This window comes from Photobacterium ganghwense, from assembly GCF_017329545.1.
Lineage (GTDB): Bacteria > Pseudomonadota > Gammaproteobacteria > Enterobacterales > Vibrionaceae > Photobacterium > Photobacterium ganghwense.
Map to the genome: position 1 here is coordinate 1026849 of NZ_CP071326.1, position 15242 is coordinate 1042090.

Consider the following 15242-nt stretch of genomic DNA (forward strand, 5'->3'; position numbering starts at 1 on the left):
CAGGCAAGGTACGGCAAGCAATGCTAATTGGGGATATCTGAAGTGCACTGCAATCTCTGGCTTCGGCGATTCATGCAGTGAACCATCAGGCAGCACGCCCATGCCATATAAATGCACTTTATAGGTAGAGGAAGAAAAATCTGAACTCAGCAGCCCGACGGTGTTCGGGTAACCCATACGATTTCAAGTACGCAGTTTCACATTAACGGTGATTTGCCGGATACACAGACAGATTTCATCAGTCATCTTGTTGGTATCCGGCCTTTTTCTGTTGCTACTTAATCAAATTGTTTCTTAAACAAAGGGTTGCTTAAATAAATGTCATCAATAAATAACTATCGCAAGCTTACATCAGCCATTTCCACCAGATGAATACCGCCAGGAAGCCAAACAAGTAAGTCAGGCCAATCCAAGACAGTACCTTCATACTGCGACTCCATTGCAGTATTTTTGGCAAATCCGTTTTAGACACTAACCGGTAGTTCAGCAGGGCAAAAATCGGCGTGGTCATAAAGGCCAGAATCATGGCGAAGTCCAGAAGCGGCATCAATGCAGAGCTGAAGAACAGAATAATCCCCATTGCCGCCACAGCCATAATGACCATCCAGGCATTGTGATATTTACGCTGTCCAACCGGTTTCCCCTGCAACAATAACTGAGCTTCGGCAACAGAGCGCGCATAACCATCAATAACGGTAATAGTACTGCCGTAAATACAGAAGAAAGCGACCAGTGCAATCAGGTAACGAGACCACTCACCGATTGTTGAGGCATACATACTCACCAACTGATGGGAAAAGCCAATCCCTGAGGTTTTCAGTTCCGTCCCTGTGCCATGCAATACCAATGCACCTAGTGATAAGAAGACAACAGCCAGAATCGCCGTTCCGATATAGCCAACATTAAAATCGAACAAAGCAGACTGCGCTGTCACCTGCTGCTCTTTGCACTGACTTTTCAGCCACAGTGAGGTCAGACAGGAAATCTCAATCGGTGCTGGCATCCAGCCCATCATCACCACAATAAAGCCGATAGAAGCGATGCTCCATGCAGATGGCGCCTGAAAATCTGCTGGTGCGGCACTGCCTTTACCCGCTGCGATAACAACCGCAGACAAGGTGGCAATGACCAGCACACTCATGATAATTTTCGAAAGCCCATCCAACGCCTTATAGTGCCCGGCGGCCAGAATGATCAGGCACGAAGTCACCACGATACCTGATAACACAGGAAGTGACAGCGTCACCGGAAGAAAGTACCCCAGCAGACTGGAACTGAAAAGTAACAGGGCTGCGGTGTTGACGATACCGGAGATAACACTCAGACCGGTAAACACCCAAAGATAACCCCGCCCCATGGTGTCATAACCCTGAATCAGACTGTTGCCCGTTCCCATTGTGTACTGAACACCTGCACGGAAAAATGGGTATTTTAATAAGTTTACCAGCAGGATAAGTCCGGCGAGCTGCCAGCCATAAATGGCGCCGGCTTTGGTTGAGGCAACCAGATGGGATCCCCCCACAGCTGCCGTCGCCATCATGATACCCGGCCCTAAAGATTTGATAAGTTGTGTATAGGATTTTCTGCTGTTTTCAGCCACTGGCTGTACTGGCACGCTATCTGACATAATCACTTCCTGATGATTTTTATGTTTGTTGTGTTTACTGTGGTTGTTTATTCACCTTTCTCTCAGTTTTACGACCAATAATCAATATGGCCTGACAGCATGTTTAGTTGATTAAACCAACCACCTTACACATCAAGGAGGAATGTTCCATTTCCAACCACTGCAACTATCCAGATCTGCAGAAAACCAGTAGAAAAAAACAATAAAAAAATCATGCTATTTCATAAACTTCGAGAGATCACAAAATTTTACTCTACCAATTAAAGCCTTTTGTGATCAGGAGAAAATTGTGCAATATCGATTTCAGCAAAGTGTTTGATTCAAGCGATAAATTTCCAACTTGCTGAGCACGGATTATGCTTAGTAAAGATAGTTAAAGTCTGGAAGCTGCGCGAATCGGTTAATGGAAAAGATCCCAAAGAAAGCGATGCCTAAGCCTGGAAGGCGACGTAATGGGCGCTATCGCAAGGTACGCCTGTTTGCGTATGGGATTTTTTTAATGCTCTGTATCATAGTGATACCAGCCATTCTTATCCCTCCCTGGCTGGCATCCCGCGGGGTCGAAATAAACGCCATATCCGGTATCTCACTGGGCAAGACCATCGTTATTAAGAAACTGAGTCTGTCCATCAACAAAACATTGCTGACAATAGAAAAGCTGACGCTGGAGCATTTTGTCGATGATGAGAGCCCAATCGCCGATTCGTCATGGCGCCTGTTCTCGCCCAACCTCACCATTCGACTTGCACCCGAGATCCAGGCGGCACTGGCGCAACAAAATCTGTCTTTTGGTCCAATAACGCTGAAGGATACGGCATTCGTTCTGACCGACCTCACCCAGCCGTATGTGTTCAGTGCTCAGGCCGAAACCGCCGATATGTTGCTGACTATCAATGGGGACAATGAAGTGCCTCAGCATCTGGAGGGCGTGAGCCTGGTTCTCACAACCTCTCCCTATGTGGCTCTGACAGGCATGGTAAACCAGGCAAATCTAACGCTGATTCACCCACATGATATCCGACACTATCCTTATCCGCTGGTGTTACAACAGGGACATTTTTCGCTCAATTGGCAACCATTTAAAACACCACTGACGGTGCATCTGGCGAAAGTCCTGCCTGGCTGGGAAACCGTTGATGCCGACGTCTTGCAATCCGGCAGTGATATTTCGGTGATGATGAACCTGCAGCAGCCCACCACCAGTATTCAGATACTGGCCGATAAGCTCATGCTGGCCCCCCCAAAACAATTACCGGAATTTATTAAGCCTCCCGAACAGGTTCATGAAGGGTTGCATCTGGGACAACTGATTTCAGGTTTGTCTCAATTGCCTCTGCAGACACTGAAAGTGAACCAGCTTACCTACGGCTCATTGATTCTCGATGCCCGGCTGGACCTTGAAACACCGCGTTATCTGATGAATGAACCCGCGCATAAAGCCACATTCCAGTTAAACGGTAAAGCGCTGGCGCCCGATCCATATGATCTCGGTATTCAGATCAAGCATACCGGCCCCAATGATGCCCATCTGACAGGCGAAATGACGTCGCCAGAGGGCCATCGGCTTTCGTGTCAGGGAGATATTTCATTTATCAGCCCACTACCGAAGTCGCTGTTCTGCGAAGCCAATGTCAAACAGACCGCGGCGTTGACCAAGAAGCTCAAGCTGTTTGATCTTCCTGACGCCACATTGGATCAACCCATCACCCTATCTGCCGTCCAGACGGATCTTCAGCTACGCAAAAAGATCCCCCCAGCATCTGACCAGGATCCGGACAACACACCAGATGAGAACCCTTCAGATCCTATTCAATCGAACAGATCCGGCATTCAACTGTTCCGAGAAGTCGAAAAGGCCAGTTATCGACTCTCTCTGACACTACCGAAAGCCATTCGCGTGAATCTGGGCGCGCTGGCGCTTAAGCATTCTCTCCTGACGAAAGTCAGACAAAAACCGCTACAGTCACTGTTACTCAATACTGATGGCCGACTACTGTTTGATGTCAACTATCAAAGCGATACGCTCTCTCTGAGCCTGGCTCCGCAAAATGAATCTCTGTCCTTCAGCAACACAGAGTTTGGCCATAAACTCGATCTTGTCTTTGATCAGCTAATCTGCGCGGTCACTCTCCGCACACAAGGCGAATCGTCTAAGCCACTTCATACGACAACCTCTTTGGTTTCATCAGCTATCCGGGAGACACCCATTTCGCCAACTCAGCAAAAACAACCACATCAGCCAAGCCAACTCAGTCAACCTGGCACGTTACAATGTCACTCAATCAGCCAGCTAGCGGCTGAAATAAAGGCCTTATATCCGACAGAAGATGTTACGGTAGAAAACGTGACCTTCAAGTCGACACTCGAAAGCCGATGGAGTGACAACGCCCTGACAATGGTGCTGAAACAGCCGACTTTGCAGGCTAAACACATACTGTTGCCGCGTAAGCAAGTCTGGCTGGAAAATCAGCTGGACAATGTGGTGGCACAGGCAGACGCCCTTACACTAAGTCAGCGTTTTCGTGATGATGAAACCCAGCAACTCACACTTTCTTCCGCAGAGACTTCTCCGCTGACAGTATCTGCCCGCTGGATCGGTCAGCAAATCATTGCCGAGGACACGGCCAGTAATGCTTCCGAAGTTTCCGGAAGCGGTACATCCGATAATCTGACCAACGCCACGACTTCCACAATTTTCACCAAGCCTTCTCAACGTCAGCAACGACGTAAACCTGATGACAAAAGCCAGCTACCGGTCCAGAAGTACGACGGTGAGTTTAATGCCGAGTTCAATGCAGTACAGCTTGCCTACCGACCCAAAGGCACACACCCGTCAAAGCCAAAAGGACAGCCCCGCGGATCCAATGCGAAATCGACTCTCCGGGCTGACGATCAAAAACCAGTCAGTTTGACATCCCAGTACAAAGCCGGAATCACGCTGAGCCAAAATGGCCAGCGTCTTCCCATGATTCGCAGTGAAGGAAACGTATCGTTTGTTCCCGATACAGTGAATATCTCAGCCAATCTCCTTAATGGTAGGCATGCTGAGCTGGCGCGCTTTCTCATCCAGCATGACTTTCCGACGCACAACACAGACATCACGTTACAGCGTCACTCAATCCATTTCAGCCCTAAGATGACTCTGAAAAAACATTACCTGCCCGGTCTGCCAATCGATTATGACCTGCATTCCGGTACGCTGAGTTTTGATGCCCATTTTTCGAATCACGCACACCTGAACAACAGAAGCCGACCGCCCAAAGGCGCACAGGCATATCAGTGGCAAGGACGATTTGGTCTTTATGCCAGTGAACTCGGCGGTTACGTCGGTAATACTCATTTTGCCGATCTGAGCGTGTCCCTGCTCGCGGAGCTTACGCCGAACGGATTCCGCTCTTTGCAACCTATTAGCCTGCACGCCAGTTACCTCAACATGGGAGTATTGCTGGAAAACCTCTATGCCGTTTTTGAGCTGGACACTGAAAAATCTTTCTACCGACTAGATAGAGCCAATGCCAATACACTCGGCGGCTCTGTCAGCACCCACCAGATTACCAGTAACAGCCTGAAAACAATTCCCGCTATCCCTATCCTGATTCATGGCATCAGGCTGAATCAGCTGATAGATGCCGTGGATGGAAAAGATATTGTCATGACAGGCATTCTCGACGGCACTTTGCCCCTCAGTTTTTCAAATGGCAAACCCGTTATCGAGCATGGCAAGCTGCATGCACGCTATCCGGGGGGGTACTGAAATACAAGGAAGGCTCAAATATAGACAGGAATGTAGAAAACGCAGGCGAAAATAGTCTCTTGGTCGTGAGTAAGATTCTCAAAAATTATAACTACCACAATCTCACCATTCTTCTAGACTATTCTAAAGAAGGAAATCTGGATGTAAGTGCGATGTTCAAAGGGCATAATCCGGACGTGCTGTCCGGCCAACCCGTTAATTTGAACCTCAACATTCAGGAAAACATTCCGGCACTACTCAAGACACTCAGTGTCATTAATTCTTCTAAGCTGGAAAGTTTGTTTTTAAAGCAGATTGGTGTGGATAACTAGCGTTTTATGTTGCGCTGTTTTTGTATTCAAATTTGGGCTGCGCTATCACTTAACTCTTTCACTGAATTGAGGAAGTTGTATCGCCCGATTGAAGGTTGTAGCCAATGGACATCCAATTGAAGCTTTCTTACATACCTTTGTTTGTGGTCGTTTTCGGACTCATCCTGCTTATCAGCCTTCCCGGCTGTACCCCAACCGTTCAGGTTGCCGCGTCAGATAAACCTATCGAAGTGAATTTGAATGTTAAAATCGAACACGAAATCCGTATTAAAGTCGATAAGGAAATTGATGAGTTATTCAAAGATGATAAGGTTTTCTGAGTGGGCAGGGATTTGGCCATGAGAAACATACTGATTTTTATCATTTCGATGTTTTTCGCGCTGAGTGCCTACGCGCTTGACCTGCAACAGGCAAAAGATCAGGGACTCATTGGTGAGGCCAATACAGGTTTTGTCGCGCCTGTTACGTCACGACCGTCACCCGCCATCAGGGATCTGGTCAATGCGGTTAACCGTGTTCGACAGGAACAATACCAGAAAATCGCCGTCACTCACGGGCTCACGGTGCGTGAGGTCGGCCATTTGGCGCATAAAAAAGCGATGGAAAAAACAGAACCGGGACATTACTATCAGGACCCTTCAGGAATGTGGGTCAAAAAATAAACTTTTGCTCCAGGCAATAACTTTAAGTAAAAAGCAATCAAAAGCCAATGTTCAGATTCCCTTAACCCTGGCATCAGATTTTTATAATTCTTCTTAACACCAAATCTCCTTATACTGTGCGCTTTATTACCCTACGCATTGACTAAGCTATGATAACAGTTCGCACTTTTCTCTCGCAGTCGAACAAATCTGACGCCATTTTCTATATTGTTGCCTTACTCTGTCTGCTGCCCATCATCAGTTCCCCCATTGCCCTTGTACTCGGGTTTACACTGGCAACATTTGGATTAGTGCCTCACCGGTTTAATGTTGCTGCTTTTACCAAAAAACTGCTTTCTTACTCCATTATCGGGCTGGGATTCGGGATTCACCTAAATCAAGCCATCGAAGCCAGTCAGAATGGTTTGGGCCTGATCGTTACTTCGATTTTTGCCACGTTATTACTCGGTTATCTGCTGACCCGTACTATGCGCCTGGAAGCTAAAACCGGCCACTTGATTGCGTCAGGAACAGCCATTTGCGGCGGCAGCGCTATAGCCGCTGTCGCGCCGGCCATCAATGCTAAAGATGATCAAACCTCGCTGGCGCTGGCTACGGTCTTTGTTCTTAATGCGATCGCCCTGTTTTTGTTCCCGGTTATCGGCCATGCGTTGGATATGAGTCAGCAGGCTTTCGGCACCTGGGCCGCCATTGCCATTCATGACACCTCATCCGTGGTTGGAGCAGCTGGCGCCTATGGTGATGAAGCGCTAAAGACCGCGACGACACTGAAGCTGGCCCGAGCCTTGTGGATCATTCCAGTAGCCCTGCTCAGTGCGATGCTGTTCAAAGGTAACCGCAAGAAAATTGGCGTGCCTTATTTTATTCTGTTTTACTGTGCCGCGATTGTGTTCGCGCATTTTGTGCCGAGCCTGCAACCAATTTATGACGGGATATTCTCAGCGTCAAAAAGACTGCTTGTGGTTTGCTTGTTCCTGATTGGCTCTGGTATCACTATTCAGAAATTGCGCGCGGCAGGATTAAAACCGCTGCTTTTAGGTGTATTGCTTTGGGTGGGTATAGGTGTCGGCTCCCTCTGTTACATCCAGTTCGCCGTGTAGTTTCTGAGCATAAAATGGGGGGCTTACCTTCAAGGCCTATATCTTTAGCGGGCCATGTGTCTTCTGATACCTATCCTCTGATAAAACGGGCTATTTTTGATCTTCAGTAGCCCGTTTTTTTGAAGGCAATCTTCTTCGTCCTCTCGCGTTTTTCCTCGCGTTTTTCACTTTCTTACGTTAGCCATCAGCCGCTTTACATATTAAGAAAAAGATTCACTTGCCAGTTATTTTTCAGACTATTTTCCTGATGATCTTGCCCTGTCTCCGAGCGCTGCGATCAATATCACGATGAAGAAAGCCAGCATGACACAAACCGCACTGATCACACCTGTCGTCGCCACCGACATAGCCAATAATCCGAAAACAATACTTAACCAAACGTGTATCACGATATTGTGCGCCTTTCTCTGCGTTATCTCTGATGGAAATTATGTGCAAAGACAACGCATTGAGAAATTCGCTTTCACTCTATCAAAGAGGTTTTAGTTATATGAGAAAAAGAAAGACATACATTTTTATATAAGCATCCTTGACATACAAGTATCCTTGCCGACTCTCGCTTTAATCATGTCCTTGTGGATCCCTGTCCTCTCGTCTTTCCTTGGCCTCTGGTATCCCTTTATCATCATGCCGTCTCTTAAAACACGCTCAATGCCAAGAGAGGCGAGAAGAAACCCAATCCACACGTGGCAAACAGAACGGTTCACATACAAAACAGCGCAAACGATCAATTCACTGTATCCGGTGTATTTTCCCAGCCATGCTTTCTCACAAACTGGGTGTAAGCCGCTAATGCATCATCCGAGTGCAACAACGCATGCTCATCAGTATTTTCAATCACGGCGACTGATTTTTTCCAGGAACGCTGCGCGGCAAAAAATCGTGCAGACAACTCAGCCGGTACCTGCGTATCCTCTCCAGCAATCAGCACCAATAAAGGGCCGTCAAATTCGGCCAGTGTCTGATAGTTATCCAAAGACGCCAGATCTTCAGCAACCTGCTTTTCTCTCAACCATGCCCATTTGTCGCCGTCCATCGCCAGCTCATTAACTGTCGTCACCGGCGCTTCCACCACCAATGCCTGCTGAACACCCGCTTCTCTATTTTGCTGTGCGGCAATCTCTGCCACCCAGAATGTGCTCATTGCAGCGCCATGCAGGATCAAATATTCATGCTCATATCTCTGTTTAATGCTCTGGTACAACGTATCGGCATCAGTTTTTAACTGAGCCAATGTTGGCCAGTAACCATGTTCATCGATACCACGCTGACGAAACGTCACCACATTCAGGCCAAGAAACGCCAACTGTCCCAGAATATCAGCATCATCCTGCTGATCGCGATACGGGGCTCCCCCCAGATAGAACACAGTATTATCACTGTCTTTTACGGACAAACGAACACCGCGGCTGAGATAACCGTCTGGCTGAATAACCCGAATTTCTTCGATTTCATGCTTATCTGGTCGGTACCAGTTGGACTGATAATATTGCTGGAGATTGAGCGGATGGCTGACCTTGTAGGCCAACACATCATCGCGCTCTAAAGAAGAGGTACAACCGCTGGTGAATGCGACCACCGGCAACAGCAGCCATTTAAAGCAGGTGGCAATCACGCGCATGACTTATTTCCCTGTCTTATGAGTTTCCTGAGTAGATGGCGCGAACCATATGCCAGTTTATGGCATAACTCACCCGCATTCAGACATATTCTGGAGTGAGTACAACATCTTTCTGATAGAAAAAGCAACGTCAGCATTTCGCAACTTGAAGCTCGTCAAGCCTTGTCGTCCACCGATTTGATCGAAATGCCTGTCGCATGTGCCAGTTACTGGTACTGATCACCGACGCTGGCTTGATGCCATTTTTAAACCGGGCATTCATCTGATCCGTCAGTGCCATCAGATCCCGGCGCTTCATTTCCGCCAGAGCACTGGAATCAAACATATCCAGCTGAAATTGATCATTGTTGGCATCTGTTAATTCATCCAGGATCACGCCAATTTTTTGATATTCGTAACCGGGACGGTATATCTGTTCAAGTTGCTCAAGTGCACTGCTGAGAAACTGGCCGTTATCCTGACTCGGACAAAGCAGCGGTCTTGCACTGCTTCTGTTGTGCTGGGGTAAGTCTTTATAGCGATTCGTACGTAAGAATACCCCGACTATTGCAGCCTGACTTCCTTGCCGACGCAACTTTTCACCGGCTCGCTGACAGTGGAAAGCCAGCGCAGAACGCAACGATTCCAGATCGCTGATACCGACACCAAAGCTACGACTCGACAAGATCTGCTTACGTTTCTCATCAATATCACCCGGCGCAATGCATGAGACCCCTTGCAACTCCAGCACGGTTCTCGCGAGCCCCACATTCCAGAGTCGGCGCATATCGGCAGCACTTTTTTCCGATAATTCCAGCGCATTCTGAATCCCGGAGGTACGCAGCCGGGCCGCCGTTCTGGCTCCTATGCCCCAGATATCCTGAATATCAGTGCGCTCCAGTAACCAGCGTCGACGATGATCAGTATCAATTTGGATCACCCCATTTACCCGCTTCTCATACCGCTTAACAGCCTGATTACCCAGTTTGGCTAAAGTCGGGGTCGAGCCAATACCGACTCTGACAGGTAACCCAATGTGCCGTTCAATTGTTTTCCGGATGTCATTACCGTAGCGGGTTAATCCGTCCAGCCTGAACCCATCCAGCCGGACAAACGCTTCATCGATGGAATACTGCTCCACGTGGGGTGAAAAACGGTGTAGTTCTTCAATAAACCGCCGACTCATATCGGCATACAGTGTGTAATTCGAACTTCGCACTTCAACGCCTTTGCGTCTGGCCTCACACTCGATTTTGAACCAGGGCGCACCACGCTGAATCCCTAGGGCTTTGGCTTCCTCAGAGATTGCCACGCAGCAACCGTCATTATTGGAAAGCACCACCACGGGTTTATTTGCCAGCTTGGGGTCGAAGAGCTTTTCACAGGAACAATAAAAGCTTTTGGCATCAACCAACGCCCATACCTGATCCCGATAGCCGTCCAATTCCGCCATCACCGTCACCCCATCAGGTTATGAATACTGCGCGTCACGACACCAAAAATCTCTGCATCTTCTGGTAACGGAAACGGTCGGTATGACGGATTTTCTGCCACAAGCCACCAGGCGTCGTCATGCCTGATCAATCGCTTACAGGTAAACTCATCATAAATTCGCGCCACCACGATCCGTCCCGGTACGATAGTTTCAGCCCGATCAACAATCAGCAAATCGCCGTCATAAATACCGGCCCCCATCATGGAATCGCCTGACGCCCGCAGCAGAAATGTCGCATTTGGATGGCGAATCAGATAGCTGTCTAAGTCCAACTCCTCCTGGTGTCCATCCGCCGGAGAAGGAAAGCCGCATTTCACCGATTCGATAAACAGAGGCACTGCACCCATCATTTACACTCTCAAAAGATACTGTATTTATATACAGTATAATCAGAATGGGATAGACTCGTCACCTGTGAAATGCGTTATGACAAGAACAACGTATAAACCTTAATCAAAACAAGGTGTTTTATGCTGGTTAATTGTTCGGTAAGTCACGAGATATCACAACACGGTTTATCAGACCGGTAAAAATTGACGCCTAATAATGTCAGATCATGTCATCAACGATGACACCTTTCAGGTATGAAGACAGAACAATAACAACACAGAGACTTTTCAGGAGAAGTTTGTAATGCGAAAGTTTTTTGCGCTTTTGGCGGTTTTAGTGCTGTCAGGCTGTTCCACTTTTGAAACCACTCATACGCAGAGCCAGTGCATTGGCGCAATGACCACTCAGGAAGCCTATGGTCACCTCAACCCGAACCGGTTTACGATCCAGGTTCTCGCGTTAACAGAAGAACGTCAGGGCGATGTGAAAAAATATATCCGCCATATCCCAGGTCAGCAGCCGGTTTGGGTTAACTGGAAACACAGCCAGGGATACCGCTGGTATGCCGTGATTTATGGTGACTTTACCACGAAAGAAGAAGCAAAAGAGATGATTGCCCGTTTACCGGCAGAAGTTCGACAGCATGGCCCGTTCATTCGCAGTTTTGCTGATGTACAAAGAGACAAGCAAACCGATGTGTTTCGTCTGCGTTAACAGCACGTTCTGAATAATTCCACAGTCAGAAGACCGATGGCCATAAAAAAGCCGGTACCTCGTGTACCGGCTTTTTTATGTTTGATATCAGCACTCAGCTAAAAAGCTGACCAACGGTTTTCATCGGAATAAACATTCGGGTTCGGCCATTGTGATCACACAACACCTGAAAACCGTACTTAGTGTAAAACGCTTCCGCCGCAGGCGTCAGGCAATCCACCACTATCGCATAAGCCCGCATATGGGCATTCACTTCCCACAGGTATTTCAACGCCCGAATCAGGCTAACTTTACCCAAACCATGGCCGTGATATTCCCGGTGAACCGCCAATTGCGCAAGCAGGAAAACCGGAATGGGATAATTAGGTAGCTTTTTAGCCAATGATACTGGCAAGGTCTCACGCCGAATAGAACTCGGGGCGACACTATAGAAGGCGCAAATTGGCCATTTTTGATTGAGCAACGGCAGGCTGGCAGGTAACACCATGGTACGGCTGATACCTGCCTGCATATGTTTTGATGCCTGAGTCTGAATGAATGTGTTTAACTCAGCTTCACCGCAGTCAAATGAAGCTCGATCGTGAACATGCTTGTCCAGTTCAACAAATGTTTTTGACCAGCTCACTTGAATCCATTCTCTTCCGTGAATGCCGCGGCATCGCGCAGAGCCTGATTAGGCGCTTCTGCTTTATCACAGGCGTCCATAAAGCGATCAAATACATCATTTTGTACCGTCATGCTTTCATGTTGAGCAATAACCTGCGTTGCATCTTCATCCATCAGCCGGACAACATATTCGGTCAGACTCTTCAACCCCAGCAAAGCGGATGCTTTTTCTGCTTTGGCTTTAATCTCTTCGTCTAACCGCAGGTCTAAACGCGCTGTTGCCATGGTTACCTCCGCTATCATGCGTACGGAAGCTCTCCGTACAGAATAAGTATAAAGGGGATCAACCATCATCGCAATCTGTACAGAATATGTCCGTACAACCATTTGGCCACGCAGTGTCAAAAAACAGACCTTTAGCCCAGCAGTACCGACGCTTTTTTCTTTTCGGCTGATTCAGGCAAATCCGACTCCAGCGCATTTTCTACGAGAGAGAGCTCAACATGAGCCACATCTGAATGAGAAAGGTAAGCCGAATGCTTTGAAGTCAGCTTACGTAGCTCACGTAACAGAATAACCATCAGCATCAAGCCAGTGGCCGCCAGTCCAATCCCAAGACCGGCCCAAATTCCGCGAAGTCCCATGAAATTCATTAGTAACCATGCAGAAGGCAGACCAATGAACCAGTATCCGATCGCCGATGAGACGGTGGGTGCCTTCACGACTGCCATTCCACGCAGGATACTGATTGCTGCCAGTTGCCATGCGTCGACCACAAAGCACATGGCAACCATGATCATCACTCCCGGTAGTGCCGCAACCAGTTCAGATGCCATTGAATCCCCTTCGATGCTGAAAATCAGCGTCAGAAATTCCGGCTTCACGCTCACCAACAGGCCAATGACGGCACTGGTCAATGTCACCAGAATCATCCCCTGCTTGGCGTAGTATTTCACCATTGCTGGCTCCTGACGCCCGACATGCTGACTGACCAAAATAGACGCCGCCTGCGAAAGACCGAAGGCAATGTTCCACGACAGGTTCAGACATTGTAGTGCAATCTGGTGAATCGCCAACGATACCGCCCCGAGTGTACCGGCCAGCAACGCCGCACCGGAAAACAGCGCGTGCTCCAGCATGGTAGCGATCATAATAGGAATACCGATTGCTAGCAGCGGCACCATGATCCCAGGCTTGTATTCTTCCAGCAAAGTAAACGGGTTGTAGTGGCGATATTTGTTACGCGTAAATACCCAATAGCCGTAACCCAGCATGACCAGAAATGCCGCCAGCGCCGTGCCGTAACCTAAACCAGCCAGTCCCATATCCAGCGAGAAGGCAAACAGGTAACTAATTGGCACATTCAGGATGACGGTCGCCAACGACATCACCATCACTGAACGGGTATCACCAAATGCACTCACCAGGCTACGCAGTACCAGCAGCATCAGGGTTGGCAACATTGACCATTTCAACGCATCAAGATAATCGACAGCCAGCACAACTGCATCAGGGTCCTGTTTGGCGGCAAGCAACAAATCGTGCATCAGGAAGAAGAGCGGCTGAAGCGCAAGTGTCAGAAGCAGTGACAGTAAAATTCCGCTTTTCAGTGCGACCCGGATGTCTCTTTCGCCTTTCTCCGACGATTTAAGCTTTTTACCATAGGCAATGGCAATCAGGTTCGCGACACACCCGACAGTACTGCCCGCCACAGTAAAAACAATGGAATACACCGCAGCACCCAAGCCACCACCGGCAATCGCCATGATGCTCAACTGTGCCATCATCCAGACATCGGTAAAAACCAGCAATTGCGCTACCAGCTGCGAGATAATGAGCGGTATCGCCAGGCTGATTAATTTCTTCATTCTATACCTACAAAGGGGAAAACAGGCTGACAAAGCCTCAAAAGTGATAATTAACCGCTAATGTAGAGTGTTATGAATTGTGTTTCAAACGACATTTATAGTACGTTAGCATTCTAAAAACTCATGCAAACCGACATTGGCACCCGAGATGCAACCCAATAACAAGAGATTGACGATGAAGCGCCGACACACACTGTTACCTCCTTCGCTGAATGGCCTGAAAGTTTTTGAATCAGCGGCGCGGCATCTGAGTTTTACGCTGGCAGCAGAAGAGCTGAATGTTACCCAGAGCGCGGTCAGCCGTCAGATCAGACAGCTGGAAGAACACATTGGTTTTTCTCTCTTTATTCGTCATCACCGGGCATTGGAACTAACAAAAGAAGGCAAGGAAATCGCTCAGGTTCTGACCCGTCAGTACAGCGAACTGAATCGCGTACTGAAGCAACTGAAAATGAAGGAAAGCAGCACACTTCGGGTGAAAGTTGCAATGAGTTTCGCCGTGCGTTGGCTGATACCACGTTTGCATTCCTTTAAAGCACGCTATCCGGATTTAGATATTGTCCTTTCATCCAGCCTGGCACATAGCAGTGAAGAGATGAATCTGGATGAAGATGATTACGATATCGCTATCTTTAACGTGCAAAAAACGCCGAACAGCCAACATTCTTATCATTTCATCCGCAAAGAGTATCTGGCTCCGGTTTATTCCGGGCTGCTGACACACTCAGATACCCCATTAACCGTTAAAGAAATGCTGCGCTATCCCCGCCTCCACCCGACCTCCGATCAGAGTGACTGGAAAATTTGGCTGGCAAGAAATCATCTGAAAAACGCCGTGAACCATGCCGGCATAACATTCAACACCCTTGATATGGCACTGACATCATGTCTGGCCGGACAAGGTGTGGCTATCACGGATTTAATGCTGGTGGTCAACGAACTGCAGCAAGGCTTTCTGAAGCTTCCGCAGTCTGCCGTGATTGTCGCCAACAGCGACTGGGAATATTACTACCAGACCCATGCAATGCAGACCAGCGCAGAAAGTGACGCGGTCACAAACTTCATAAACTGGCTGGTGAGTGAGCAGGAAAAAGAAAAAACCGTACTGTTTTCTATGGCAGAACAGTACGGTTGGCAAGTTTTAACGGATTAGCCTTCCCAGGTGTCCGCTTCAG

12 protein-coding genes and 1 pseudogene are annotated in these 15242 nt (G+C 48.2%); 6 read left to right on the top strand and 7 right to left on the bottom strand.

The window, feature by feature from the left end; genetic code table 11:
• Positions 1 to 346: 346 nt before the first annotated feature.
• Positions 347 to 1627, bottom strand: a complete 1281-nt coding sequence (locus FH974_RS20790; RefSeq protein WP_047885753.1) for an NRAMP family divalent metal transporter — start codon at positions 1625 to 1627, stop codon at positions 347 to 349.
• Positions 1628 to 3167: 1540 nt separating this feature from the next.
• Here FH974_RS20790 and FH974_RS26405 point away from each other — a divergent pair.
• From FH974_RS26405 to FH974_RS20815, 4 genes and pseudogenes are all read left to right on the top strand, one after another.
• Positions 3168 to 5692, top strand: a pseudogene (locus tag FH974_RS26405) (intermembrane phospholipid transport protein YdbH family protein).
• A gap of 104 nt (positions 5693 to 5796) precedes the next feature.
• Positions 5797 to 6012, top strand: a complete 216-nt coding sequence (locus tag FH974_RS20805; protein WP_047885755.1) for a YnbE family lipoprotein — start codon at positions 5797 to 5799, stop codon at positions 6010 to 6012.
• Between the two features lie 18 nt (positions 6013 to 6030).
• Positions 6031 to 6354 (top strand): YdbL family probable chaperone protein, encoded by a 324-nt coding sequence (locus FH974_RS20810; RefSeq protein WP_047885756.1) that lies wholly within the window; start codon positions 6031 to 6033, stop codon positions 6352 to 6354.
• Between the two features lie 149 nt (positions 6355 to 6503).
• Positions 6504 to 7454, top strand: a complete 951-nt coding sequence (locus FH974_RS20815) for a YeiH family protein (RefSeq protein WP_047885757.1) — start codon at positions 6504 to 6506, stop codon at positions 7452 to 7454.
• A 727-nt stretch (positions 7455 to 8181) separates the two neighbouring features.
• On the opposite strand, the gene FH974_RS20820 is transcribed toward FH974_RS20815, so the two are convergent.
• The 3 genes from FH974_RS20820 to FH974_RS20830 form a co-directional block, all read right to left on the bottom strand.
• Positions 8182 to 9075 carry an alpha/beta hydrolase gene (locus tag FH974_RS20820; protein WP_207103727.1) on the bottom strand — a complete coding sequence of 298 codons (894 nt, stop codon included), beginning with the start codon at positions 9073 to 9075 and terminating at the stop codon, positions 8182 to 8184.
• A 130-nt stretch (positions 9076 to 9205) separates the two neighbouring features.
• Positions 9206 to 10507, bottom strand: coding sequence for a Y-family DNA polymerase (locus FH974_RS20825; protein ID WP_207103728.1), 1302 nt, complete (start codon positions 10505 to 10507; stop codon positions 9206 to 9208).
• A 5-nt stretch (positions 10508 to 10512) separates the two neighbouring features.
• A complete protein-coding gene (locus FH974_RS20830; protein WP_047886305.1) occupies positions 10513 to 10896 on the bottom strand; it encodes a LexA family protein in 384 nt (127 codons plus the stop codon).
• Positions 10897 to 11182: 286 nt separating this feature from the next.
• Between FH974_RS20830 and FH974_RS20835 the strand changes: the two genes are divergently transcribed.
• On the top strand, positions 11183 to 11593 hold the full coding sequence (locus FH974_RS20835) for an SPOR domain-containing protein (RefSeq protein ID WP_047885760.1): 411 nt from the start codon (positions 11183 to 11185) through the stop codon (positions 11591 to 11593).
• 94 nt (positions 11594 to 11687) lie between these two features.
• On the opposite strand, the gene FH974_RS20840 is transcribed toward FH974_RS20835, so the two are convergent.
• The 3 genes from FH974_RS20840 to FH974_RS20850 all read right to left on the bottom strand — a co-directional run bounded on the left by FH974_RS20840 (position 11688) and on the right by FH974_RS20850 (position 14067).
• A complete protein-coding gene (locus FH974_RS20840; RefSeq protein ID WP_047885761.1) occupies positions 11688 to 12218 on the bottom strand; it encodes a GNAT family N-acetyltransferase in 531 nt (176 codons plus the stop codon).
• Entirely contained in the window at positions 12215 to 12484 is a 270-nt protein-coding gene (locus FH974_RS20845) for a type II toxin-antitoxin system TacA family antitoxin (RefSeq protein WP_047885762.1), read from the bottom strand. The genes FH974_RS20840 and FH974_RS20845 overlap by 4 nt, the downstream gene beginning before the upstream one ends.
• Positions 12485 to 12615: 131 nt before the next feature.
• Complete coding sequence (locus FH974_RS20850) at positions 12616 to 14067, bottom strand: MATE family efflux transporter (protein WP_084712588.1); 1452 nt, start codon at positions 14065 to 14067, stop codon at positions 12616 to 12618.
• A 175-nt stretch (positions 14068 to 14242) separates the two neighbouring features.
• Between FH974_RS20850 and FH974_RS20855 the strand changes: the two genes are divergently transcribed.
• The gene (locus FH974_RS20855) at positions 14243 to 15220 is read left to right on the top strand and encodes a LysR family transcriptional regulator (protein ID WP_207103729.1); all 978 of its coding nucleotides are present in this window, start codon (positions 14243 to 14245) and stop codon (positions 15218 to 15220) included.
• Positions 15221 to 15242 lie beyond the last annotated feature (22 nt).

What these genes read in the sequence shown, in the direction of transcription:
- FH974_RS20790 (WP_047885753.1), bottom strand. Translation starts at nt 1,627, where the DNA reads ATGTCAGATAGCGTGCCAGTACAGCCAGTGGCTGAAAACAGCAGAAAA.
- FH974_RS20805 (WP_047885755.1), top strand. Translation starts at nt 5,797, where the DNA reads ATGGACATCCAATTGAAGCTTTCTTACATACCTTTGTTTGTGGTCGTT.
- FH974_RS20810 (WP_047885756.1), top strand. Translation starts at nt 6,031, where the DNA reads ATGAGAAACATACTGATTTTTATCATTTCGATGTTTTTCGCGCTGAGT.
- FH974_RS20815 (WP_047885757.1), top strand. Translation starts at nt 6,504, where the DNA reads ATGATAACAGTTCGCACTTTTCTCTCGCAGTCGAACAAATCTGACGCC.
- FH974_RS20820 (WP_207103727.1), bottom strand. Translation starts at nt 9,075, where the DNA reads ATGCGCGTGATTGCCACCTGCTTTAAATGGCTGCTGTTGCCGGTGGTC.
- FH974_RS20825 (WP_207103728.1), bottom strand. Translation starts at nt 10,507, where the DNA reads ATGGCGGAATTGGACGGCTATCGGGATCAGGTATGGGCGTTGGTTGAT.
- FH974_RS20830 (WP_047886305.1), bottom strand. Translation starts at nt 10,896, where the DNA reads ATGGGTGCAGTGCCTCTGTTTATCGAATCGGTGAAATGCGGCTTTCCT.
- FH974_RS20835 (WP_047885760.1), top strand. Translation starts at nt 11,183, where the DNA reads ATGCGAAAGTTTTTTGCGCTTTTGGCGGTTTTAGTGCTGTCAGGCTGT.
- FH974_RS20845 (WP_047885762.1), bottom strand. Translation starts at nt 12,484, where the DNA reads ATGGCAACAGCGCGTTTAGACCTGCGGTTAGACGAAGAGATTAAAGCC.
- FH974_RS20850 (WP_084712588.1), bottom strand. Translation starts at nt 14,067, where the DNA reads ATGAAGAAATTAATCAGCCTGGCGATACCGCTCATTATCTCGCAGCTG.
- FH974_RS20855 (WP_207103729.1), top strand. Translation starts at nt 14,243, where the DNA reads ATGAAGCGCCGACACACACTGTTACCTCCTTCGCTGAATGGCCTGAAA.